Source organism: Sphingobium quisquiliarum P25 (assembly GCF_000445065.1).
Lineage (GTDB): Bacteria > Pseudomonadota > Alphaproteobacteria > Sphingomonadales > Sphingomonadaceae > Sphingobium > Sphingobium quisquiliarum.
The window spans coordinates 21,799-42,923 of the sequence record NZ_ATHO01000014.1; the positions used below are offsets into that span (position 1 = coordinate 21,799).

Genomic DNA, 21,125 nt, shown 5'->3' on the forward strand with positions numbered 1-21,125 from the left:
CCTTCCCGTCTTCAATCTGCCGATTGAAATCAAACCCTCATCGGCATGAGTACGTAGAGCGCGGGGCTGCGGTCATTTTCACGGATCAGCGTGGGCGCGGCCGCGTCGGCCAGGTGCAGTTCGACGAGGTCGCTGTCGATCTGGCCCAATATGTCGAGCAGATAGCGCGCATTGAAGCCGATATCGAAGCCTTCGCCCTGGAATGCGCCGGGCACTTCTTCGGCGGCGGTGCCGTTTTCCGGGCTGGTGACGGAGAGGGTGATCTTGTCCCGGTCCAGCGTCATCTTGACGGCGCGGGTCTTTTCCGTGGCGATGGTCGCGACGCGGTCCACGCCTTCTTCAAAGCTGCGCGGATCGATCTTGAGCAGCTTGTCGTTGGCGGTCGGGATGACGCGGCTGTAATCGGGGAAAGTGCCGTCGATCAGCTTGCTGGTCAGGATCGCGCTGCCAAGGCCGAAGCGGATCTTGCTGGCGGACAGCGAAATCTGGACCGAGCCTTCCACCTCGTCGAGCAGCTTGCGCAGTTCGCCGATGCATTTGCGGGGCACGATGATGCCGGGCATCCCGTCCGCGCCATCGGGACGCGGCACGGTGACGCGGGCGAGGCGATGGCCGTCCGTCGCCGCCGCCTTCAGCACCGGCTGGCCATCATCCGACACATGGAAATAAATGCCGTTCAGATAATAGCGCGTCTCTTCGGTCGAGATGGCGAAGCGCGTCTTGTCGATGATCTGCTTCAACGTTTCGGCGGGCAGTTCGAAGCTGGTGGGCAGGTCGCCTTCCGCGATCACCGGGAAATCGTCGCGCGGCAGGGTCGAGAGGTTGAACCGGGCGCGGCCCGCCTGGATCAGCATCTTGCCCTCCGCCGCGTGGAGCGACACCTGCGATCCTTCGGGCAGCTTGCGGGCGATGTCGAACAGCGTGTGCGCCGAAATGGTCGTGGCCCCCGCCTGCTCCACCTGGGCCGACACGCTTTCGACGATCTGGAGGTCGAGGTCGGTCGCCATCAGCTTGATCGCGCCGTCCGACGAAGCTTCGATCAGCACGTTGGACAGGATCGGTATCGTATTGCGCCGCTCCACCACCGACTGGACGTGGCTGAGGCTCTTGAGGAGCGTTGCGCGTTCGATGGTGGCCTTCATGTCCCTGTTTGTCCGTTTCTTTTTCTGCGCAAAGCCCGAAGACGGTCGAATCCGGGCGACAATGATGGATGGTCCTTCATAGCCGCTATGACGGCGGCGGCAAGCGCTCGCTGGTCATTTCGCCTGGGCAAGGGTTGCAAAAAGGCACAGCATGCGCTTTGCCCGTCCTATGGCGCGCTTGTCCCTCTTCCTCCTGCCGCTGCTCGCCATCGCCGCGCCAGCCTTCGCCAAGGATTCGCTTGGCATCTTCGAATATTGGGGCGCTTTCCGCGATCCGGCGGCGCCGCGCTGCTACGCCATTTCCCTGCCAGTGGGCACGCGGGGGAACGGCTTCGCCGCTGTCGGCACCTGGCCCCGGCGGCATATACGCGGCCAGGTCCATTTCCGCCTGAGCCGCACGCGCGCCGAGGGAGCGCCCGTGATCCTGAGCGTGGGAGAGCGCCGGTTCCCGCTGGTGGCAGGCAAGGGGGACGCCTGGGCCCCCGGCCCGCGCGCCGACGCCGCGATCATCGCCGCCATGCGGTCGGCCAGCAGCATGAGCGTGCAGACGCAGGGCGCGAACGGACGGGCCTTTGCCGACGCCTACAGGTTGCGCGGGGCGGCGACGGCGATCGATGCGGCAGCTTTGGGATGCGCCAGGTTGCGGTGAATGGCCGGGGCGCTCCGGTCCCGGACGCTCCCCTTTATAAATCCGCCGGAATCGACTATGTGCGCCGGCTATGCATACAGCCGCCAACCCCTTGATGCCGATTCCCGGCGCTATCGACCCTGTGCCCGTGCCGCGCGCGGTGACGCCGCGCGAGGATGGCCGTGCCGACCTGATGGGCCTGTCGCGCCCGCAGATCAAGGCGATGCTGGAGGAAGCGGGCCTGGACGCCAAGCAGGCCAAGCTGCGATCCAAGCAGTTGTTCCACTGGCTCTATCATCGTGGCGAAACCGATTTCGACGCGATGACCGACCTTGCCAAGCCGATGCGCGGCTGGATGGCGGAGCGGTTCGTGGTCGGCCGTCCGCAGGTGGTGGAGGCCCAGGTTTCGAGCGATGGCACCCGCAAATGGCTGCTGCGTTCGGATGACGGCCAGGATTATGAGATGGTGTTCATCCCCGACGCCGACCGGGGAACGCTGTGCGTGTCGAGCCAGGTCGGCTGCACGCTCAACTGCCGTTTCTGCCATACCGGCACGATGCGGCTGGTCCGCAACCTGACGCCGGGCGAGATTGTCGGACAGGTCATGCTGGCGCGCGACGCGCTGGGCGAATGGCCCAAGGGCAGCATGGCGTCGGCCAATGACGACGAGACCGACGACACGCCGCAATATACGACCGACGGGCGCATGCTGACCAACATCGTGATGATGGGCATGGGCGAGCCGCTCTATAATTTCGATCATGTGCGCGACGCGTTGAAGGTGGTGATGGACGGGGACGGCCTGGCGCTGTCGAAGCGGCGGATCACCCTTTCCACGTCCGGCGTGGTGCCGATGATGGCGCGCGCGGGCGAGGAGATCGGCGTCAACCTGGCCGTATCGCTGCATGGCGTGACCAAGGATGTGCGCGACGAACTGGTCCCGCTCAACAGGAAATATGGGATCGAGCAGCTGTTGCAGGCCTGCGCCGATTATCCGGGCGCCAACAATGCGCGGCGGATCACCTTCGAATATGTGATGATCAGGGACAAGAATGACAGCGACGAGGATGCGCGCGAACTGGTCCGCCTGATCCGCCAGTTCAAGCTGCCCGCCAAGGTCAACCTGATCCCCTTTAACCCCTGGCCCGGCACGGACTATGAATGTTCCACGCCGGAGCGGATCAAGCGCTTTTCCGACATCGTGTTCGAAGGGGGGATATCCGCCCCGGTGCGCACGCCGCGCGGCCGCGACATCATGGCGGCATGCGGGCAGCTCAAGTCGGCGTCGGAAAAGAAAAGCCGCGCGGAACTGGACCGGCTGGCGGCGGAGAAGCAGGCGGCGCTGGGGTAAGGGCGCGGCCTTCGCTGATGGGGCATGAAGCCGCTATTCTGCGGCAGCTTATTGCTTTCGCCCGTCCGCTTCATGCAAAAAGGGCGGCCCCGATGGGACCGCCCTTCCTGTTGATTCCGATCGAGAGGGATCAGAAACGGAAACCGATGCCGACGACACCGGCGTCACGGCCGCCGAGTTCGGCTTCATATTCAGTGCGCTGATATTCAGCCGAAATGTAGGCGTTGGGGGTCAGGGCGAATTCAACGCCGCCGCCGAAACGAACGCCTTCGAAATTGGTGTCGCCCACCGGCGCTTCAAAGCGGGTGGTGGCATAGCCGACCTTGCCGAACGCCAGGAACTGCGGGTTGACGACATAGCCGAGGCGAACCGAAGCGGCGAGATCGCGGCTGGCGTCGACGCCGAAGTCATTGTCGAGGCTGGAGTCGCCGAAGGAGACTTCCGGGCCGAAGGTCAGGTTCGGGGTGACGGCCAGATCGTAACCGGCGGTGACGCCATAGCTCACGCCTTCTTCGTCGCCGAGGCTGTCATAGCCGACGGTCACGCCAGCGCGCGGGCCGGTGAAGGGAGCGGCATCCTGCGCGAAGGCAGGAGCAGAGACGGCGGCGGCAGCAACAACGGCTGCGAAAATCACAGACTTCATATTATCCTCATCGAATTAAAGAACGAGCATCAAGAAAAAGACGCACGTCTTGTCATATTGCAGGAACAGTGTTCGAGTATTTTCACGATCACCTAAAGAATGCCGTGTGTAACGGCTTCCTCCTTTTCATCCTGCATGCCGCGATCATCATCGCTGACAGGGCGCATATGATGGTTCCTAGATGACGTTGCAACATCGACATAAACATAATTGGCTTATGATGCGATTTTGCAACAGTTTGACTAGACATGCCGATCAGACAAAAGGCGGCCAGGGCAGCTAGCCAACGGAGGATGGACGGCAGATGAACAATGCGGCTTCCGCCAGACCAACGGAGCAGAGCGGCATTTTTGACCATAGCGATGCAAAGAGGTAACAGTGCCCCATGGTGAGCGCAGCGTCCCCGGCCCCAGCCCCCGCGGTCCCGTCCGTGGTGGTTCGCCACAGCCGGGTCACACGCCTGTGGCATTGGGCGAACGCCGTGCTGCTCTACATCCTGCTTGCCAGCGGGCTGGGCATATTCAATGCGCATCCCCGGCTCTATTGGGGCCCATATGGCGCGAATTTCGATCATGCCTGGCTTGAGCTCGACCGCTTCGGCCCCTGGCTGACCCTGCCTGCTCATTATGATCTCGCCATGTCGCGCCATTGGCATCTGGCGGCCGCGCCGCTGTTCGCCTTCGCGCTGCTCGGCTATATGCTGTGGAGCCTTGGCAGCGGTCATATCCGCCGGGACCTTGCCTTCCGGCGCGGCGAGCTTGCGCCACGTCATGTCTGGCAGGACATATTCGATCATGCCCGGCTCCGCTTCCCGGCCGGAGCGGCGGCGCTGCGTTATAATGTGCTGCAAAAGGCCAGCTATATCGGGATCATCTTCATCGTCCTGCCGCTCATCATCCTGACCGGGCTGACCATGTCGCCGGGCATGAACGCGGCCTGGCCCTGGCTGCTCGACCTGTTCGGGGGCCGCCAGTCCGCGCGCTCCATCCACTTCATCGCCGCCTTCCTTCTGGTCGCCTTCTTCCTGGTCCACATCGTCATGGTCCTGCTGGCGGGGCCGCTGAACGAATTGCGATCCATCGTGACGGGCCGCTATCGCGTGCCGGAGGAGCGGCCATGAGCCTGATCTTTACCCGGCGGGCGATCATGCTGGGGGCTGGCGCAACGCTGGCCGGTTGCGACCGCATCGCACGCCATGAAACGGTGCGCGAGGCGCTGTTCAGCGCAGAGAATTTCCACAAATGGGCGCAACGCCGCCTGATGGCGCGCGATGCCTTGGCGCGCGAATTCCGCCCCGACCAGATTTCACCCTTCTTCCGCCCCAATGGCACGAGCAATCCGAACACGCCCGAATATAAGGCGCTGTGGCGGTCGGGCTTTGCTGACTGGCGGCTTGAAATTTCGGGCCTTGTGAACCGGCCCTTGTCCCTCTCCCTCCCGCAGCTTCACCAATTGCCGCAGCGGGAGCAGATCACGCGCCACGATTGCGTGGAGGGATGGAGCGCCATCGGCAGATGGCGCGGAGTGCCGCTCGCCCTGCTGCTCGACGCGGCGGGCATGAAGGAACGGGCGCGATACATCGTCTTCCGCTGCGCCGACAGGATGGGCGACGGCCATGCCTATTATGAGAGCATCGACATGATCGATGCCTTCCACCCGCAGACGATTTTGGCCTTCGCGCTCAATGACCAGCCGCTGCGCGTGGCGAACGGAGCACCGCTGCGCCTGCGGGTCGAGCGGCAACTGGGCTACAAGCATGCCAAATATCTGATGGGGATCGAGGCGGTCGAGCACCTGTCCGGCACCGGGCGCGGCAAGGGCGGCTATTGGGAAGACCATGCGGGCTATGATTGGTACGCAGGCATTTGACGCGACCGAAATGACCTGACAGTTTAGCCGCCATGAAACTTTTCGATCGTGTCATCAAACGGTTGGTCACCCGTGGGCAACTGACCATCATCTATCACGGGGGAAGACGGGTGACGGCGGGGGCGCCCGACCCGGCCTTCCCTTCGCTGGCGTTGAAATTTCATGACGCCAGGGTTCCCTTCGACATCATCCGCGATCCCCGGCTGGGCATGGCGGAGGCGTTCATCGACGGCCGCGTCACGATCGAGGGCGGCGGCATCATGGAGCTTATCTCGCTGATCCGCTCCAACAATGCGTGGGAAAGCGGCAAGTCGATCAGCGACAAGGGGCCGTTGAAGCGCGGTTTCAAGTCGCTCCGCCAGTCGCTCTGGCGCGCCAATCACCGCTCCCGGTCCAAGGCCAACGTCGCCCATCATTACGACCTGTCGGGCGCGCTCTACGCTCTCTTCCTGGATCGCGACCGCCAATATAGCTGCGCCTACTGGCCCGATGCGGATAATGAGACGGGCATCAGCCTGGAGCAGGCGCAGGAAGACAAGAAGGCGCATATCGCGGCCAAGCTGCTGCTGAAACCAGGCATGAAGGTGCTGGACATCGGATGCGGATGGGGCGGCATGGCGCTGTACCTGCACCGCACCTGCGGCGTCGACGTGACCGGCATCACCTTGTCCGAGGAGCAGTTGAAGGTCGCCCGCCAGCGCGCGCAGGATACGGGCGTGGCCGATCATGTGCGTTTCGAGCTGATCGACTATCGCGACATCAGCGGGCCGTTCGACCGGATCGTGTCCGTGGGCATGTTCGAGCATGTGGGCACCGCCCATTACCGCGCCTTCTTCAACAAGTGCCGCGACCTGCTGACCCCTGAGGGCGTGATGCTGATCCACACCATCGGGCGGATCGACGGGCCGGGCATCACCGACGCCTTCACCCAGAAATATATCTTCCCCGGCGGCTACATCCCCGCCCTGTCGGAAATGATCCGGGGCAGCGAGGGCACGCGCCTGATGGTCACCGATGTGGAGGTGCTGCGCCTGCATTACGGCCTGACCATCCGCCAATGGTATGCGCGCACGCTGGCGCACAAGGACGAAATCATCGCGCTCTATGATGAGCGTTTCTATCGCCTGTGGACCTTCTATCTCGCCGGAGCGGCGACCGTGTTCGAACATGGCGGCATGGTGAATTATCAGGTCCAATATGCCCGCAACCGCCGCACCCTGCCTATCACGCGCGATTATATGAACGAAGCCGAAACTGCGCTGCGGGCGCGATGAGGCCCCTTAACGGCCGCTGACAGCATCGTTCCCGCACGGTTCAGCCGGGCGCGCGCATCTTCCCTCCCCATGATCCCCGCCGGTGCGCGGCGGAAGCATGAGGAGAGTCGAGATGAAACTGATCTGGAAGGGCGCGGCCGCGCTGGGCCTGGCCGTTGCCGGACTAAGCGCCGCAGCCCCGGCGCAAGCGCAGGATTATCGCTACGATCGCGGCTATCGCGAGTGGCGCGGCGGCCGGGACTGGGACCGCCGGTGGGACGGCCGCCGCGACTGGCGCGATGACCGGGGATATTGGCGCGGCGACCGGCGTCACTGGCGTCAGGACAGGCGCGCTTATTACCGGCATCACCGCCAGCGCTGCTGGACCGAATGGCGCTACAACCCCTATCGCGACCGCAACGTCCGCGTGCGCATCTGCCGCTAGAAAGGTCGATCGGAAATGGAGCATGATGCGACCGGATCATGCTCCACCGCCGCCTCATTATGGCACGATGGTTCGCCGGTAATTGAACCTGCTGGCAGGTTCCGGCATTTGGCTGTGCATGACCGATCCCATGCCCGTTGTTCAAAGCCTGTTGTCCGGGCTCCCCATCTTCCTCCTGCACCTGGCCTGCGCCACGGTCGCATGGCTGGCGGCGCTGGGGCTGTATATGTGGATCACGCCGCATGACGAATTCGCCCTGATCCGCGCGGGCAACCAGGCGGCGGCGATCTCGCTGGGCGGCGCGGCGATCGGCCTTGCCATCCCGCTGGCGCTGTGCCTTGCGGGATCGGTCAATGTCTGGGACATCCTGATCTGGGGCAGCGTGACGCTGATCCTTCAACTGATCGCCTTTCGCTTCGTCGATTTCCTGCTGGGGTCCCTTTCCACCCGGATCGAGGCGGATGAACGGTCGGCCGCCATCTTCCTGGCGATGATGAAGGCCGCCATCGCCTGCCTGACCGCCGCAGCCGTCGCAGGCTGAACGTGGCGCGGCGGAGCATCGGCTGCCTGCCATGGATGCTGGGGGGTATATTGGCGCTCGCCTGGATGGGCGAGTTCACGCGTCCGCCGCCGTTGCAGGTGGAGACATTCGACCCCCGCTCGCCCCGCCGCCCCCTGCCCCAATGGAGCGACGAGGCCTTCGTCATCGAAGATCCCCGCGACGCGCCCGGCGACAGCATGGGCACGGCCTTCGCCGTCGACCGGGACGGGGCATGGCTCACCGCCGAGCATGTCACCCGCGACTGTTCGCGCATCGGCCTGCAACAAGGCAATATCGCCCGCGCCGTGTCGCGCGTGATCGAGAGCCGGGAAGCGGACGCCGCGCTGGTAAGGGACGGCCTGCCAAGCGAAGACGTGCTGCCCCTGTCCGGCCGCATGCCCGCGCCGGGATCGATCGGCTTCCACATGGGCTTTCCCGCCGGGCGGCCGACGCTGGTCGTGTCGGAACTGATCGGGCCTGCGAGCGCGCGGCGCGGGCAGACGGACCAGACCGAGCCGGTGCTGGCCTGGGCGGAGGTCGGCCGCATTCCCGCTGGCGATCACACGCTGTCCGGCATCAGCGGCGGCCCCGTCCTCGCGGAGGACGGCCATGTCGTCGGCGTGAACAGCGCCGCCACCGATCGGCGCGGCCGCATCCTGACGACCGCGCCCGACGCGATGATCCGGCTGGTCGTAGCCAGCCGCGCGGTCAATGACCAGCCGGTCGCCTATCCCTTCGCTGGCCTTGCCGATGCAGAGGCGCGCTTCGCCTCCTGGCTGGAGCAGGGAGCGATCCGCCGCATCTACTGCGACGTGGATGAAGGGGCTCCACGGTTGACGGCAACCGTGCCGAACGGCTAGGCCGCGCGAAACACAGGACCTTTGATATAGCCATGAGCGACACGCCTCCCGACCGTCTTTCCACCAACCCGCGCAGCCCCTTTTTCGACATGGAGCAGTTGCAGCGCGGGATCGGCATCCGCTTCAAGGACCGGGTGCGCACGGATGTCGAGGAATATTGCATTTCCGAAGGCTGGATTCGCGTCGCCGCCGGAAAGACGCGCGACCGTCATGGCCAGCCCTTGACGATCAAGCTGTCTGGCCCCGTGGAAGCATGGTTCGAACAGCCTGCGGGCGAAGGCGAAGACAAGCCCGCCGAATAAGGCAGGCGGCGGGCAAGTGATCCTGCCCGCCTTTGCACTCGGACGAATGCGGGCGCGCCAGTTTCAGCGTTGGAACCGGGGCTCCTGCATGCGCAGGAACACCGTTCAGCCTGGACAGACCTAGCGCAGCCGGGCGTCGCGCTTTACATCGGCGATGATGTCCTTGAGCGACCGGCCCGATGGCGCGGCGTCGGCAAAGGCGATCGCGCGCATATCCATTTTTAGCCGTGGCATGGCAGGGGGCCGCGCGGTTGCTGGCGCAGCGGCAGGCGCCGCCGCCCTCGCCTCATGCGAAATTCTGGCGGCAATCGCGGGGTCCATCCCGGCCAGGCGTATGCTGCTCCCCAGTGCCGGGTCCGGGTCGAAGGACCGCAGGCCGGGCTTGTCGGGATAGATGAAGCCGAAGGTTGGGTTCGTCCGCGCGCCCATGGTCTGGGTCGGGCTGTGCCAGACGCGCACTTCGCTCCAGTCGCCCTCTTCGGATACGTCGATCGCCAGCACATCCTCCTCGATCGCGCCGGGCACCGACCAGTTGGCATGCCGGATGAGCATGCGGCGCTCACCCAATATCTTGCTGACCACCGCGACATGGCCCAGCGTCATCGGGCCTGCCGGGCGGAAAGCCAGCACAGCCCCGCGCCGGGGTTCGTGACCGCGCTTGTAGCGATCAGCAGCCTGGTCCCACCAGGTCAGTGCGTCCCCCCAGATATTCACGCCGGACACGATGCGGGCATAGGGAACACATTGCAGCGCCGTAGCGCCGAAAGCGGGCATGGATATCCACGCAGCCGCCAGCAGCATCGCAGCGCGAGCCATTCGAAACATAATTAGCGACCCCGATAAATCGAAGAATCGCCCCACCGCGATCGAAACTAGGCGGTGGTCCTTATGAAAAGGCTAACGGATCAGAAAGCATCCCGGCCAGCGTCCGCACCGGCGATGGTGGACGCCATCGCGATCTGCACCTTGGCCGGTGCTGGGGCGGGCGCCTCATTCGGGTAGATGAACCCCTTGGCCGGGTTGGAGCGCAGGCCCAGTCCGCCGGTCGGACCGTACCATACCCGCACATCGGTCCAGTCATTGTTCGGCGACACGTCAATGGCGCGGACATCGCGTTCGATGCCGCCGCGATAGGACCAGTTGGCATGGGTCAGCAGCACTTCGCGGTCGCTGACGACGCGGCTGACCATGGCGACATGGCCGACCGGCATCGAACGGCTCGCCGCGAAGGCCAGCACCGCGCCCGCGCGCGGCTGGCTGCCGCGTTCATAGCGCCCTTCCGCCTGGCTCCACCAGGTGTTCGCATTGCCGTAAAGCGAGATGCCGGAAATCTGACGGGCGTAGGGCGCGCATTGCAGCACGCCTGCGGTAGCGGGGGTCGCGATCAGCGCGCCAAGAACAAGCGTCCACGCAGCAACAAGCGCCCGAAAACCGCTGACCATGAAAGAAGTGCCCCCGAATTCTTGATCTTATCGACCCTGTGCGCCCCCTTGTGCAGATGGGCGGCGGGAGGAAAAGGCCGGGGCGACGAACTGTTACGGAAGCGCGTTAATCTGCGGAACCATGTACATGGCCCGCCGAAACAGTGAGGCGCGTGGAGGAGGCGAGATCGCTGAACAGGCTGGCTTCCGTTCCGGTCATCCACACCTGTCCGCCCGTTGCCCTCAGCCGGTCGAACAAGGCGGCGCGGCGCATGGGATCAAGATGCGCCGCCACCTCATCCAGCAGGAGAACGGGCGGCTGGCCGCGTTGCGCCGCCACCAAAGCGGCATGGGCGAGCAGGATGGACAGCAGCAACGCCTTCTGCTCCCCGGTCGAACAGAGCGCCGCCGCCTGCCCCTTTGCCGCATGGGTGACGGCCAGGTCATGCCGGTGCGGGCCCGACAATGTGCGGCCAGCCGCCGCATCGCGCCGCCGTTCTCGGGCAAGCCGGGGCGCAAGCGGCTCATCGGCCCCCTCCTCCCGCATCATGTCCAGCAGCGGGCGGGCAAAGGGCTGGCCGGGCTGAACCGCCAGCTCCGCGTTCAGCCGCGCGACCATGTCCGCCCGCGCGCTGGCAAGCACCGCCCCATGCTCCCCCATCTGCGCTTCCAGCGCCGCCAGCCAGGCGGGGTCCGCCGCCCTGGGATCGGTCAGCAGCCGGTTGCGCGCGCGCATGGCGGCTTCGTAGCGGGCGCTGTGCACCGCGTGGCCGGGATGCAGCGCCAGCGTCAGACGATCAAGGAAGCGCCGCCGCCCGCCCGGACTGTCCATGAACAGGCGATCCATCGCGGGGGTCAGCCACGCAATCGCCAGATGATCGGCCAGTGCATTGGCGGACGAGGCCACTCCGCCGATCCGCACCTGCCGCCGGTCCGGCGCGCCCGCCGCGACACCCGTGCCCAGCATCACGCCATCGACTTCCGCGGCGATGCCGAAGCCACCCGCGCCGTCCTGCCGCGCCATGTCCCGCAAGGCAGCGCCGCGAAGGCCCCGGCCGGGGGCCAGCATGGAAACGGCTTCCAATATATTGGTCTTGCCCGCGCCATTTTCGCCGGTCAGGACGATGAAGGCGTGATCGGGAACGATCAGCGCGTCCGCATGGTTGCGGAAATCGCTTAATGTCAGGCGGCCGATCATCGGCCCGCTCTAGCCGCCGCGGTGGAAAACGGAAAGCCGTTCAGCAACGCTTGCGCGTCACCGCCGCCCCGTCATTGATCATGGTGAGTTCCCGGCCGTTCGCGGAGGGGCGCAGTTCGACCTTCCGCGTCCAGCTATCGCCTTCGCCCGTGAAAGACGCGGTGACGCGAACCCGCCCGTCCGGCCCCGGCGCGACATCGGTCACGGTGCCGACGCTTTCGTGGAAGATCAGGCTCTTGGGAGTGACGGTCAGTTCAAGGTCCGATGAGCGGTCGCCGCATGCGTCGTTCACCCCGGTCCAGTGCCCGCGCAATGCGGCCGGGATCGTTCCGGGCGCGGATGCTTCCTGCTGCTCGCGCGGCCGGGCGGGCGCGGTTTCGTTTCCGGGGGATGCGGTGGCGTTGCCGGGCCTCAGGCTCTCATCCTGCGCAGGCGTCAGGTTGCTGACGTCATAGGAGGATTGCTCCTCCACAATGTTGGTCGACATGCCGGGCTTGCCACTGTCCCCCTGGTCACAGGCGGCCAGCAGCAGCAGGGGCAGGGCGGGAAGCAGGCGCATCCGTAATGAACCGGCGATGCGGCGGAGGGTTCCGGCATATGGGCGGCGGCCGCGCGCGGCATCTCCGTTGCGCACTTGCATGCGGCTTGGCTTAGGCTCATCAAGGGCGTGAGATGGTTGCACGGCCCCTTACCTAGCTGGAGAATGCCGATGAGGAAATGGATGATGGCGCCGCTGGCCCTCGCGGTGGCGGCTCTGGGATCGAATGGGGCCATGGCCGCGCTCGCCGTCGGCGCCAAGGCGCCCGACTTCACCACGCGCGGGGCGATGGCGGGCAAGACCTTCACCCTGACGCTGTCGCACCAGCTCAAGCGCGGGCCGGTCGTGCTCTATTTCTTCCCCAAGGCGTTCACCCCCGGCTGTTCCGCCGAAGCACGGGAATTCGCCCAGCATATCGACGATTTCAAAAAGGCCGGGGCGACCGTGATCGGCATGTCGACCGATACCGTCGACGACCTGGTGGCCTTTTCCACCAAGGAATGCGCGGGCAAGTTCGCCGTCGCCTCCGCCGGTCCGGCCATCGTGTCGGGCTATGACGTCGCCCTGAAGATGCGGCCCAATGTCACGGACCGCACCTCCTACGTCATCGCGCCGAGCGGCCGCATCGCCTTCGTTCACAGTGAGATGAACTATAGCGGGCATGTGAAAAGCACCCTGGCCGCGGTGCAGGCGATGACGGGCAAATAGCCGGGGCGGCGTCAGCCCGGCTTGCCGCCCTTCACATATCGTCCGAACCAGTCCAGCGTGGCGCTCCATGCCGCCTTGGCCGCCACTTCATCATAGCTAGGGCGATAGTCGGCCATGAAGCCATGGTCCGCCTGCGGATAGACGGTGATGTCGCTGGGCGGCGACTTGCCCGCCTTCTTGAGCGCAGCCTTCATGGCCTCCACATCGGCGAGCGGAATGCCCTTGTCCAGTGCGCCATATTGGCCGAGCACCGGTGCCTTTAACGCGGCCGCCTCATCGATCACGCGATGCGGCTGCAACGCCGTCCTGTCGCTGACCAGCCGCCCGTAAAAGGCGACGCCAGCATCGAGCGCGGCGCTATGCGCGGCATAAAGCCACACGATCCGCCCGCCCCAGCAGAAGCCGGTAATGCCCCGCCGCCTGCCGTCGCCGCCATGAGCGGCGGCCCAGCCATAAGTGGCGTCGATGTCGGACAGCACCTGATCGTCGGGCGTTTTCGACACGATCCCGCTCATCAGTTGCTTGAAGTCCGAAATCTTGCTCGCGTCGCCATGGCGGGCGAACAGGTCGGGCGCGATGGCATAATAGCCCTGCCGGGCGAAGCGGCGGCATATGTCGCGAATCCATTCGTGGACGCCGAAAATCTCATGCACGACGCAGATCACCGGCGCATCCTTCGCCGCCTGGGGACGCGCCACGAAAGCAGGCATGGCAAAGCCGCCGCTCGCGGGGATGGTCACCCGCTCCTCCTTCAATCCTTCCCCCGTGGTCTGCACCGCGCTGCTCGCCACGGGGCGGCAGGCGGCGGCGAAACCAGCGGCGAAAGCGCCCGAGGCGAGCAGCTTGCGGCGGTCAAGGCCCGTGGAGCCGATCCAGTTGCGGTCGTCGGGCAAGCGTTCGGGGCCGGGCTGATCCTGCGTGTCGATCGTCATCGCGCTCTCTCCAGAAGATCCCCCGCTTCGCACCCTACGCGCTCAGTATAGGAGCGCAAGCCGGGTCAGCGCAGGAAGTCGCCGCTCTCGATCCATTGGAGCGCACTCACGTCACGCGCATAGACATAGGCCCACGCCTGCACAGGCCCGTCGCCCGCATGGACGGTCAGCCGCTCGCGCCGATATTCCCAGGGCTGGGGGAAATGGGCGGCGCATTCCTCATATTCATCGATCCGGTTCAGCACGGCCGGATCGTCCGGCAGCAGGAAAAGATCGCCCGCGACGACGCCGTCCGGGCCGGGCACGAAGCCGGGATAATCGCCGGCGCGGTAGAGCCTGCCCCGCGCGGCCGCTGGACCGGCATGATGCGCGACCGACATCAGCCACTGCGCCTCCGGGCCATCACATCCGGGGCGCAAAGTGCCGTAGACGAAGAGAAAAGGGTAATGCATCAGACCGGCCCCAACTTGGCCGAACCAAACATCGCAGGCATTAAAAAAGCCGCCCTGATCTGAAGCTGGGCGGCCTTTTTGATTTCCCCCATGATGAGGGAGCATGGTGAAGCGAATATTCGCTTAGGCAAAGAGCACCGAGTAGAAGGTCAGCATCTGAGCGCCGACTGCAACCATCAGCGCAACGCCCTGAACAGTGTGTCGCATGTTGTTTATCCTGCAAAGATCATCTTGTTTTTTCGCCCTTCGGCAAGGGGGCATATGCGCATGTCTTCGATTCGTAACAATCGCAAAGGCCGCCTTCGCAGTTGCAGCAAATGCAACAGCTACTGTTACCCCAAAGCCACGATCATTGCCTGGGCTGCCGCAGGGGCGCGCACCTTCGCGCCGCTGATGAAAAAGGCGTAGACGTCTCCATGCGCCGACTGCTCCCGCGCCATAGCCGCCCAGCCTGCGATTTCCTTGGGAGAATAGCCCGTGGGTTCCTCTTCCCGCGTGCGCATCAACCGCGCGTAGGAAAAGCCGACATCATGCCCGTGCAGCGCGGGATAGCTGCCATGGTCGGCAAAGACGACCGCCGCGCCCGCATCCCTGGCGAGCGTCAGGAAGTCGGGATCATCGAAGCTTTCATGCCGCACTTCCAGAGCGTGGCGGAGCGGAACGCCAGCGGCCTTGGCCGGAAGCAGCTTCAGGAAAGCGCCGAAATCCTCCGCATCGAAGGTCTTGGTGGGCATGAATTGCCAGAGGATCGGCCCCAGCCGGTCGCCCAGTTCGACAATGCCCTGGTTGACGAACTTGGCGATCGACTCGCCCGCCTCTCCCAGCACGCGGCGATTGGTGCAGAAGCGCGAGGCCTTGACGGCGAACTGGAATCCGTCCGGCACTGCCTTGGCCCAATTGGCGAATGTCGCGGGCTTTTGCGTACCGTAATAGGTGGCGTTGATCTCCGTCGCGGTGAGATGCTGCCCCACATAGGCGAGTTCGTCCTTTTGCCGCAGTCCATCGGGATAGAAGATCCCGCGCCATGGCTCATATGTCCATCCGCCGATGCCGACCCTGATCCTTCCAGCCATCTCCGCGCCTCCTGCGGCCCATCCTGACCGGCAACCGCCATCAGGAACAGAGGAAATCGCCGGCGCCGCGCGGGAAAATCAGGAGGCTGGCTTGCGCCGCGCCCCGATCAGCCACGGCTTCACGCCCCGGCTGGGGCGCGGCGTGCCGTCGATCCGGCGTGCGCGGATGATCGTGACCGGCTTCACTATCATCTGCCCGCGCATCGGCCCGGAGCCGCAGCAGGTCGGCTGCGACAATATCCTGCGCGCGACATCCATGCCAGCGACGACATGGCCGAAGGCGGCATAGCCGATATAGTCGCCGCGCGCATCCATATTGGGCGTCGCGCCCAGCGTGATGAAGAAATTGCCCATCGCCGAATCGGGACGGTTCGGCCGCGCCATGGAGATCGTCCCGTCCAGATGGCGGATGCCCGTCTTCGTGGTCGGCTCGTGCGGGATGGGCGGCAGCGACCGGCGGGCATCCGTGTCGATCCCGCCCTGGATCAGCCCCAGTTTGGGATCGCTCTTACGCCGCGCCGCGCGGTAGAAGGTCACCCCGTCAAAGCGGCCATCATCGACATAGGTGAGGAAGTTGGCCGAAGTGCGCGGCGCGCGAACCGTATCGACTGCCACCACGATCGTACCGGCGGACGTCTCGATCGCCACACGCGTATAGCCAGGCGCCGGCCGGTTGGCGGGCAGCGCCAGCGCAGGCATGGCGGAACAGGCGAGCAGAAGGGAAAAGAAGGCAAGAACAGCGCGGCGCAGCGGAAGGAAACAGGCTGCAAGAGGGGAATATGATCGCTGAACCAAAGATGCTTTCCGTATCGGTGAACAGGATGAGTGGCGGACAAACTCACGCGCCAGGCGGCTGAGCTGCGACTGATCCTTGAGCAGTTCCGGCTGTGGAAGTCCACCCTGTCATCGATAGATACAGCCAAGCCGACCGGCGATCGGAACATGCTCGATCCGGGACGGGTGGCGATGAAAAGCACGGATGCGGGCAGGCCCCCTGATTTGCTGCCGTGCCATTCGGGGCCAGCATAGTTCATTGGGAGCATGCTTCCGCCATGATTCCTGGCGCAGAGCAGATGCCCTCCCGGCGATCAGGGCAGGTTCAAACCCTTGCTCGCGAGCAAGGTTCTCAATCCATGCAGGTCCAGCCCCGGCTGTCCGCCGAGCAAGGCGGTGCGTTTTTTATGTTCGTCCTCTTGGCGGGCCCGCGCCTGGGCGAGGACGTGGGACGCATCTTCCCGCCGGATGACGCAGACGCCGTCATCGTCAGCGGCCAGAATGTCGCCCGGCCGTATATAGGCGTCACCGCAAGCCACCGGGACATTGACGTTGCCCAAATCGAGGGTGGATGGACCGTGCGGCGAGATGCATCGCGACCAGACCGGCAACCCCAGTTCGCGCAGGTCGCGGACATCACGGACCGCGGCGTCAACGATCAGGCCGCGGCAACCACGAGCCAGCGCCGCCGCCGCGAACAGGTCCCCGGCATAGGCAATATCGCTGGGGCTGTCGGGCACGATCAATATTATGTCGCCAGCACGCGCATAAGCGAGGGCGACATGGTTCATCAGATTGCTCGTCGGCGAGCATGAGATGGTGATCGCGCTGCCGGCAATCCGCGTCCCGGCGACAAGCGGGCGTAACGTGCTGGCCAGCAGGCCTGTCCGTCCCTGCGCCTCGTAGATCGTCGATACGCCGCACGCCGCAAGGCCGTCGATCACGTCAGGATCAGCGCGTTCTATGTCGGAAATCACTGTTCCGGCCATGACGACAGGTGCCTCCCCTTGCTGTAGCGCCGATCAGCGAAAAAATCCCGGATGCTTAAGCCGCACCCGGGAAATGGCCAGTGGCCGTCAGGCGGCCGTGGAGACCTCTCGCACGGCGCTTTCCGCCTGCCGCATGGTCTTGTGAGGATATTTCTTGTGCATCTCGCGATCCCGCATTCCCGCTGCCCGCCCGGCTTCGAAGCGTTCTTCGGGAGCGACATGATAGGGTGGCAGCGCAGGGCCACATTTGATGTAGCCGCTGGTATGAATACGCGTCTTCATCGCCGGGATCTTGGACACATGCCAGTCGTCGATGCCCGTCTTGGGGAACAAGCCTTCCGATGCCCACTGCATGTCGGCGCGAATGACCTCTGCCTTGGCATAATCCTTGGCCAGGATCGCATCCTGCATGGCCATGATCGGGCCTGGGGCCATGGAAATGCTGCTGGACCAGATCGCGTCCATGTCGAACAGCTTGTTTGAAATCCACCAGTCATATTCATGGGTGAGCAGCTTGATACGTCCGTCGACTGCCCGCATGTCGTTCGCATAATTGTTGGCGATGGGCTGCCCCAGAACCAGCATCGTGCGGTACTTGCATGCGACAATCTGGGGGATCTTCGCGAGTTCGGCATAGACTTCAGTCGTGATGGGGCGCTTGAAGGCCTGCATGTCATCGTAAAGGAAGATCGCCATGTCGGGAAACTCCTCGGCGATATCCCTATAATATTGGACGATCGCTATGTCTGACATGGCCGACATCATCGGCCGCCCCATGTTCAGGCCATGCGCGCCCACCTCACGGAACGCCCGCACCCGCTTGATGGTGTCGCGCGTGTTAAGCGTCGTCGCCCCCGCAAAGACCGGCACCCGGTCGTTCACGGATTCGACGACGGCGCGGGTAAGGTCCACTATCTCCTCGAAGGTCAGCGAAGGCAGTTCGCCGAAGGTGCCGTTGAGGCAGATCCCCGTCGCGCCATCCTTGATGAGGACGTCCGCCGCGCGGGCCGCTTCGTCCAGGTTCAGAACGTCCTTGGCGTGCCGATCGATGACGATATCCGTCCTCACCGGGGTCGGCATATAGGCGATTACGCCCTTGATATCCTTTGAAGACAGTTGTGTAGTCTTAACCATGACAGTTACCTCCTGATGTTCATGAGTTGGAAGAAGAAATGGACCCAGCCCAATGCGGCATTTCTCCGATGCCGCTTGGGAAGCGATAGCTTTTGGTGAAGCCGTATTCGCTTAGCGTCTCAGGCGCATGTTCCCGGCCAAAGCCGCTATGCTTCGTGCCGCCGAAGGGCGTGCCGAAGAAGGTGCGGTGATAATTGTTGATGAAGACGGAACTGACCGACAAACGCCGGGCGATGGCGAGCGCTTGCGCCGTGTCGCCGCTGAACACCCCCGCGACAAGGCCATAAGGCGTGTCGTTGGCGATCTCGACCGCTTCCTCCATGCTGCCTAACCGCATCACCGCGACCACGGGGCCGAAAATCTCTTCCCGCGCGACGCGCATGTCACGGGTGACGCCGGTGATGACCGTGGGCCGGACCCATGCGCCTGCGGCAAGGGCGGGATCGGACGGCAGTTCGCCCTGAAAGGCGATCGCCGCCCCCTCCTTTTGCGCCACGTCGATGAAGTCGAGCACCTTGCGTTGCTGCCCATGGTTGGCGAGCGGCCCGACCGTTGTCAGCGCATCGGCGAGCGGCCCCAGCCTGAGTTTGCTCACGCCTGCGACGAGCCGCTCCACAAACTCATCATGAATATCGGCATGGACCAGAAGCCGGGAGGACGCGGTGCATGCTTGGCCGCAATTGTAGAAGCTGCCCTCGATCGCATAGGGAACCGCCTGGTCAAGATCGGCGTCGGCCATGACGATCAGCGCGTTCTTGCCGCCAAGTTCCAGCATCGCGGGCGTCAGATTGTCGGCCAGCGTCTTCAGCACATGCACGCCCGTCGGACTGGCTCCAGTGAAGGAAAGCTTGGCTATCATAGGGTGCGCGGCGAGCGCCTTGCCGACGTCCGGGCCGCCCGGCACGACCTGAAGCAAATCGGGGGGCAGAACGGTGTTCAGAATTTCAACGATGCGCATGATGGTGCGCGGCGCCTGTTCCGGCGGCTTGAGAACCACGGCATTTCCCACCGCCAGCGCAGGCGCGGACTTCGCGCCGGTATGGATCGGCGGCCAGTTGAACGGTAGTATCCCACCAATAACTCCGAAGGGTTCGAGCATCGTCATTGAATAGCTATGCCCCACATCCTGGGCGCGGCTGGGCAGGACGGCAGTAAGTCCGCCAAAATATTCGAAGGATGCGATCAATACCTGCACGTCCATGTGCGCCTGGATGACCGGCTTGCCCATTTCCTGGCTTTCAATCTCCGCAATCTCGTTCGCGAAGGGCTTTATGGCCTCGGCACATTCGCGGAGGATCCGCCCGCGCTCCAATGCGGGCACCCAGCGCCATTTTTCGAACGCGCTGCGCGCGGCGCGGATTGCCGCATCCACCCCATGCTCATCTGAGCACACGATATCCCAGAGGGGCTGCCCCGTGGCAGGGGCAATGACTCTCAGATATTCAGTGTTTTTTGAACCGGCCCAGCGATTCTCTATGACAGGCACGCTCTTGCTCATGTGCACACGTGTGCACTTGCGACTTCAACGTGTCAAGCATATTGCGTGGGAAAATTGTTTAGGGGTTTACCGCTCGCGTGGAGCCGCGCACCACAAGTTGATAGTTGAGTTTGACGAAGGGCTGTACGCTACGCGGGCCCTCATGACGCCGTTTAAGGATCATCGCTGAGGCAGCATGGGCGAACTCCTCCAGCGGCAAGCTGATGGAAGTCAGGCCGCCCGGCCAGGTTTCGTACCAGGGCGAGGAGCCTGTTACCACCAGCGACAGATCATCCGGAATACGCACACCTGCTTCGTTGAGCGCCAGGATGCCTCCGGGCGCGAATGACGCAGCAGACAAATAAATGGCAGTGGGAGGCTGGGGCAGCCGAAGAAAGGCCGCGACCTGACTATAGCCTGCATCCGCACCGGCCGCTTCAATGCATACAAGGTCCGCATCATGCACCACGCCCGCCTGCCGGAAGGCCTCGCGAAATCCGGCCAGACGCTCCGCGCCCGCCATGGTCGTCGAAGGCAGTCCTACAAATCCGATCTTTCGATGGCCGAGGGAGAGGAGATGCTCCGTCGCCATCCGCGACCCCTCAGCCGCATCGACCGTCACCACGGGCTGGGACAGCGCGCGATGATGGCGCAGGAACTGGACGCAATAGACCTGATTGAGGAGAGACAGGGTTTCCCTATGCGGCTTGGCCGACAGGGCGATCACAATACCTTCAACCTGACTTTCGAGGAGCGAGCGCACCACCTCCGCTTCGACGCCGGGGTCGTCGGATGAAAGAGCCAGCACCATCTGCCGTTTCTGGTGGATGCAGTCATCGGCCAGCCCCTGGGCTACGGCCGCGAAGAATTCGTTCCTGATGTCCGGCAGGACAAGGCCGATGATGCCGCTGCGCCCGCTGCGCAAGGTACGGGCGCCCGCATTGGCAACGTAGCCGAGTTCGGCGGCCGCCCTTTTCACCCGCTCGCGCGTTTCCGGGCTGATGCGTGAATTTCCCGCAAGTGCGCGAGAGACGGTGGAATGAGCGAGTCCCAGATGGGCCGCCAGATCCGTCACCGTCATTCGCGGGCGCTTGGCGCTTCTTGCCTCGTCCTTTTCGTTCAATCGTTCCTCCAAAGGGGCGCGCGTCTGCTCGTTCATTCGCCGGTCTTTTGCGATGTCACGGATCAGGAATGCAATTGCAAAAGCGCCATAGCCATATTGCAAGGTTCCACATGCATGAACGTTAGATGACAGGCCCGATGGCGCTGCGACATGCCCAACTGCCTGGGCGATAGGAACTATTGCGCAAAGCGATTTGCCCGATGCAGCATAAACCGTAAGCTTCGCGCCGCACTTCAGGGCCACTTACCAAAAATAGCATCGCGGCGAACATG

Annotated in this window: 25 protein-coding genes; 11 read left to right on the forward strand and 14 right to left on the reverse strand. The window is 64.1% G+C overall.

Annotated elements, in window-relative coordinates; translation table 11 throughout:
- Positions 1 to 29: 29 nt before the first annotated feature.
- Entirely contained in the window at positions 30 to 1,142 is a 1,113-nt protein-coding gene (gene dnaN / locus L288_RS24410) for a DNA polymerase III subunit beta (RefSeq protein ID WP_021236747.1), read from the reverse strand.
- A gap of 151 nt (positions 1,143 to 1,293) precedes the next feature.
- On the opposite strand from dnaN, the gene L288_RS24415 reads away from it, so the two are divergent.
- The gene (locus tag L288_RS24415) at positions 1,294 to 1,791 is read left to right on the forward strand and encodes a hypothetical protein (protein ID WP_408020358.1); all 498 of its coding nucleotides are present in this window, start codon (positions 1,294 to 1,296) and stop codon (positions 1,789 to 1,791) included.
- A gap of 70 nt (positions 1,792 to 1,861) precedes the next feature.
- Positions 1,862 to 3,121: a 23S rRNA (adenine(2503)-C(2))-methyltransferase RlmN gene (gene rlmN, locus L288_RS24420; protein WP_021236749.1), complete on the forward strand. Its 1,260-nt coding sequence runs from the start codon at positions 1,862 to 1,864 to the stop codon at positions 3,119 to 3,121.
- 130 nt (positions 3,122 to 3,251) lie between these two features.
- On the opposite strand, the gene L288_RS24425 is transcribed toward rlmN, so the two are convergent.
- On the reverse strand, positions 3,252 to 3,764 hold the full coding sequence (locus L288_RS24425) for an outer membrane protein (RefSeq protein ID WP_021236750.1): 513 nt from the start codon (positions 3,762 to 3,764) through the stop codon (positions 3,252 to 3,254).
- A 385-nt stretch (positions 3,765 to 4,149) separates the two neighbouring features.
- Here L288_RS24425 and L288_RS24430 point away from each other — a divergent pair, with 385 nt between their 5' ends.
- The 7 genes from L288_RS24430 to L288_RS24460 all read left to right on the forward strand — a co-directional run bounded on the left by L288_RS24430 (position 4,150) and on the right by L288_RS24460 (position 9,034).
- A complete protein-coding gene (locus L288_RS24430) occupies positions 4,150 to 4,884 on the forward strand; it encodes a cytochrome b/b6 domain-containing protein (protein WP_031303807.1) in 735 nt (244 codons plus the stop codon).
- Positions 4,881 to 5,633, forward strand: a complete 753-nt coding sequence (locus tag L288_RS24435; RefSeq protein WP_021236753.1) for a molybdopterin-binding protein — start codon at positions 4,881 to 4,883, stop codon at positions 5,631 to 5,633. The genes L288_RS24430 and L288_RS24435 overlap by 4 nt, the downstream gene beginning before the upstream one ends.
- Positions 5,634 to 5,665: 32 nt before the next feature.
- Positions 5,666 to 6,907 carry an SAM-dependent methyltransferase gene (locus tag L288_RS24440; protein ID WP_021236754.1) on the forward strand — a complete coding sequence of 414 codons (1,242 nt, stop codon included), beginning with the start codon at positions 5,666 to 5,668 and terminating at the stop codon, positions 6,905 to 6,907.
- A 112-nt stretch (positions 6,908 to 7,019) separates the two neighbouring features.
- Positions 7,020 to 7,331: a hypothetical protein gene (locus L288_RS24445; RefSeq protein ID WP_021236755.1), complete on the forward strand. Its 312-nt coding sequence runs from the start codon at positions 7,020 to 7,022 to the stop codon at positions 7,329 to 7,331.
- Positions 7,332 to 7,449: 118 nt separating this feature from the next.
- Complete coding sequence (locus L288_RS24450; RefSeq protein WP_030538301.1) at positions 7,450 to 7,872, forward strand: DUF350 domain-containing protein; 423 nt, start codon at positions 7,450 to 7,452, stop codon at positions 7,870 to 7,872.
- A 2-nt stretch (positions 7,873 to 7,874) separates the two neighbouring features.
- The gene (locus tag L288_RS24455) at positions 7,875 to 8,732 is read left to right on the forward strand and encodes a S1 family peptidase (RefSeq protein WP_021236757.1); all 858 of its coding nucleotides are present in this window, start codon (positions 7,875 to 7,877) and stop codon (positions 8,730 to 8,732) included.
- 32 nt (positions 8,733 to 8,764) lie between these two features.
- Positions 8,765 to 9,034: a DUF3297 family protein gene (locus L288_RS24460; protein ID WP_021236758.1), complete on the forward strand. Its 270-nt coding sequence runs from the start codon at positions 8,765 to 8,767 to the stop codon at positions 9,032 to 9,034.
- 120 nt (positions 9,035 to 9,154) lie between these two features.
- Here the strand turns inward: L288_RS24460 and L288_RS24465 are convergent, their stop codons facing one another.
- The 4 genes from L288_RS24465 to L288_RS24480 all read right to left on the reverse strand — a co-directional run bounded on the left by L288_RS24465 (position 9,155) and on the right by L288_RS24480 (position 12,287).
- Positions 9,155 to 9,859: a CHAP domain-containing protein gene (locus L288_RS24465; RefSeq protein WP_030538303.1), complete on the reverse strand. Its 705-nt coding sequence runs from the start codon at positions 9,857 to 9,859 to the stop codon at positions 9,155 to 9,157.
- Positions 9,860 to 9,939: 80 nt separating this feature from the next.
- On the reverse strand, positions 9,940 to 10,476 hold the full coding sequence (locus L288_RS24470; RefSeq protein WP_021236760.1) for a CHAP domain-containing protein: 537 nt from the start codon (positions 10,474 to 10,476) through the stop codon (positions 9,940 to 9,942).
- A 106-nt stretch (positions 10,477 to 10,582) separates the two neighbouring features.
- On the reverse strand, positions 10,583 to 11,653 hold the full coding sequence (gene recF, locus L288_RS24475; protein ID WP_021236761.1) for a DNA replication/repair protein RecF: 1,071 nt from the start codon (positions 11,651 to 11,653) through the stop codon (positions 10,583 to 10,585).
- A 40-nt stretch (positions 11,654 to 11,693) separates the two neighbouring features.
- Positions 11,694 to 12,287, reverse strand: a complete 594-nt coding sequence (locus L288_RS24480; RefSeq protein ID WP_236612994.1) for a hypothetical protein — start codon at positions 12,285 to 12,287, stop codon at positions 11,694 to 11,696.
- A gap of 75 nt (positions 12,288 to 12,362) precedes the next feature.
- On the opposite strand from L288_RS24480, the gene L288_RS24485 reads away from it, so the two are divergent.
- Positions 12,363 to 12,899 (forward strand): peroxiredoxin, encoded by a 537-nt coding sequence (locus L288_RS24485; protein WP_031303809.1) that lies wholly within the window; start codon positions 12,363 to 12,365, stop codon positions 12,897 to 12,899.
- Positions 12,900 to 12,910: 11 nt separating this feature from the next.
- On the opposite strand, the gene L288_RS24490 is transcribed toward L288_RS24485, so the two are convergent.
- The 4 genes from L288_RS24490 to L288_RS24505 form a co-directional block, all read right to left on the reverse strand.
- Positions 12,911 to 13,831 carry a dienelactone hydrolase family protein gene (locus L288_RS24490; RefSeq protein WP_021236764.1) on the reverse strand — a complete coding sequence of 307 codons (921 nt, stop codon included), beginning with the start codon at positions 13,829 to 13,831 and terminating at the stop codon, positions 12,911 to 12,913.
- A 65-nt stretch (positions 13,832 to 13,896) separates the two neighbouring features.
- A complete protein-coding gene (locus L288_RS24495) occupies positions 13,897 to 14,283 on the reverse strand; it encodes a gamma-glutamylcyclotransferase family protein (protein ID WP_030538307.1) in 387 nt (128 codons plus the stop codon).
- Between the two features lie 332 nt (positions 14,284 to 14,615).
- A complete protein-coding gene (locus L288_RS24500) occupies positions 14,616 to 15,356 on the reverse strand; it encodes a DUF72 domain-containing protein (protein WP_021236766.1) in 741 nt (246 codons plus the stop codon).
- A gap of 78 nt (positions 15,357 to 15,434) precedes the next feature.
- Positions 15,435 to 16,055: a peptidylprolyl isomerase gene (locus tag L288_RS24505; protein ID WP_051209602.1), complete on the reverse strand. Its 621-nt coding sequence runs from the start codon at positions 16,053 to 16,055 to the stop codon at positions 15,435 to 15,437.
- 126 nt (positions 16,056 to 16,181) lie between these two features.
- Here L288_RS24505 and L288_RS24510 point away from each other — a divergent pair, with 126 nt between their 5' ends.
- Positions 16,182 to 16,385 carry a hypothetical protein gene (locus L288_RS24510; RefSeq protein ID WP_021236768.1) on the forward strand — a complete coding sequence of 68 codons (204 nt, stop codon included), beginning with the start codon at positions 16,182 to 16,184 and terminating at the stop codon, positions 16,383 to 16,385.
- A 59-nt stretch (positions 16,386 to 16,444) separates the two neighbouring features.
- Here the strand turns inward: L288_RS24510 and L288_RS24515 are convergent, their stop codons facing one another.
- The 4 genes from L288_RS24515 to L288_RS0121155 all read right to left on the reverse strand — a co-directional run bounded on the left by L288_RS24515 (position 16,445) and on the right by L288_RS0121155 (position 20,955).
- Positions 16,445 to 17,119, reverse strand: coding sequence for a 4-carboxy-4-hydroxy-2-oxoadipate aldolase/oxaloacetate decarboxylase (locus L288_RS24515; protein WP_021236769.1), 675 nt, complete (start codon positions 17,117 to 17,119; stop codon positions 16,445 to 16,447).
- Positions 17,120 to 17,206: 87 nt separating this feature from the next.
- Positions 17,207 to 18,253 (reverse strand): dihydrodipicolinate synthase family protein, encoded by a 1,047-nt coding sequence (locus L288_RS0121150; RefSeq protein ID WP_084465590.1) that lies wholly within the window; start codon positions 18,251 to 18,253, stop codon positions 17,207 to 17,209.
- Between the two features lie 19 nt (positions 18,254 to 18,272).
- Positions 18,273 to 19,751: an aldehyde dehydrogenase family protein gene (locus L288_RS24520; RefSeq protein WP_041207675.1), complete on the reverse strand. Its 1,479-nt coding sequence runs from the start codon at positions 19,749 to 19,751 to the stop codon at positions 18,273 to 18,275.
- A gap of 58 nt (positions 19,752 to 19,809) precedes the next feature.
- Complete coding sequence (locus tag L288_RS0121155) at positions 19,810 to 20,955, reverse strand: LacI family DNA-binding transcriptional regulator (protein ID WP_051209598.1); 1,146 nt, start codon at positions 20,953 to 20,955, stop codon at positions 19,810 to 19,812.
- Between the last annotated feature and the right edge of the window lie 170 nt (positions 20,956 to 21,125).

What these genes read in the sequence shown, in the direction of transcription:
- L288_RS24495 (WP_030538307.1), bottom strand. Translation starts at nt 14,283, where the DNA reads ATGCATTACCCTTTTCTCTTCGTCTACGGCACTTTGCGCCCCGGATGT.
- L288_RS24520 (WP_041207675.1), bottom strand. Translation starts at nt 19,751, where the DNA reads ATGAGCAAGAGCGTGCCTGTCATAGAGAATCGCTGGGCCGGTTCAAAA.
- L288_RS24445 (WP_021236755.1), top strand. Translation starts at nt 7,020, where the DNA reads ATGAAACTGATCTGGAAGGGCGCGGCCGCGCTGGGCCTGGCCGTTGCC.
- L288_RS24500 (WP_021236766.1), bottom strand. Translation starts at nt 15,356, where the DNA reads ATGGCTGGAAGGATCAGGGTCGGCATCGGCGGATGGACATATGAGCCA.
- L288_RS0121150 (WP_084465590.1), bottom strand. Translation starts at nt 18,253, where the DNA reads ATGGTTAAGACTACACAACTGTCTTCAAAGGATATCAAGGGCGTAATC.
- rlmN (WP_021236749.1), top strand. Translation starts at nt 1,862, where the DNA reads ATGCATACAGCCGCCAACCCCTTGATGCCGATTCCCGGCGCTATCGAC.
- L288_RS24430 (WP_031303807.1), top strand. Translation starts at nt 4,150, where the DNA reads ATGGTGAGCGCAGCGTCCCCGGCCCCAGCCCCCGCGGTCCCGTCCGTG.
- L288_RS24425 (WP_021236750.1), bottom strand. Translation starts at nt 3,764, where the DNA reads ATGAAGTCTGTGATTTTCGCAGCCGTTGTTGCTGCCGCCGCCGTCTCT.
- L288_RS24415 (WP_408020358.1), top strand. Translation starts at nt 1,294, where the DNA reads ATGCGCTTTGCCCGTCCTATGGCGCGCTTGTCCCTCTTCCTCCTGCCG.
- L288_RS24465 (WP_030538303.1), bottom strand. Translation starts at nt 9,859, where the DNA reads ATGTTTCGAATGGCTCGCGCTGCGATGCTGCTGGCGGCTGCGTGGATA.
- dnaN (WP_021236747.1), bottom strand. Translation starts at nt 1,142, where the DNA reads ATGAAGGCCACCATCGAACGCGCAACGCTCCTCAAGAGCCTCAGCCAC.
- L288_RS24440 (WP_021236754.1), top strand. Translation starts at nt 5,666, where the DNA reads ATGAAACTTTTCGATCGTGTCATCAAACGGTTGGTCACCCGTGGGCAA.
- L288_RS24460 (WP_021236758.1), top strand. Translation starts at nt 8,765, where the DNA reads ATGAGCGACACGCCTCCCGACCGTCTTTCCACCAACCCGCGCAGCCCC.
- L288_RS24505 (WP_051209602.1), bottom strand. Translation starts at nt 16,055, where the DNA reads ATGCCTGCGCTGGCGCTGCCCGCCAACCGGCCGGCGCCTGGCTATACG.
- L288_RS24485 (WP_031303809.1), top strand. Translation starts at nt 12,363, where the DNA reads ATGAGGAAATGGATGATGGCGCCGCTGGCCCTCGCGGTGGCGGCTCTG.
- L288_RS24470 (WP_021236760.1), bottom strand. Translation starts at nt 10,476, where the DNA reads ATGGTCAGCGGTTTTCGGGCGCTTGTTGCTGCGTGGACGCTTGTTCTT.
- L288_RS24490 (WP_021236764.1), bottom strand. Translation starts at nt 13,831, where the DNA reads ATGACGATCGACACGCAGGATCAGCCCGGCCCCGAACGCTTGCCCGAC.
- L288_RS24515 (WP_021236769.1), bottom strand. Translation starts at nt 17,119, where the DNA reads ATGGCCGGAACAGTGATTTCCGACATAGAACGCGCTGATCCTGACGTG.
- L288_RS24450 (WP_030538301.1), top strand. Translation starts at nt 7,450, where the DNA reads ATGACCGATCCCATGCCCGTTGTTCAAAGCCTGTTGTCCGGGCTCCCC.
- recF (WP_021236761.1), bottom strand. Translation starts at nt 11,653, where the DNA reads ATGATCGGCCGCCTGACATTAAGCGATTTCCGCAACCATGCGGACGCG.
- L288_RS24435 (WP_021236753.1), top strand. Translation starts at nt 4,881, where the DNA reads ATGAGCCTGATCTTTACCCGGCGGGCGATCATGCTGGGGGCTGGCGCA.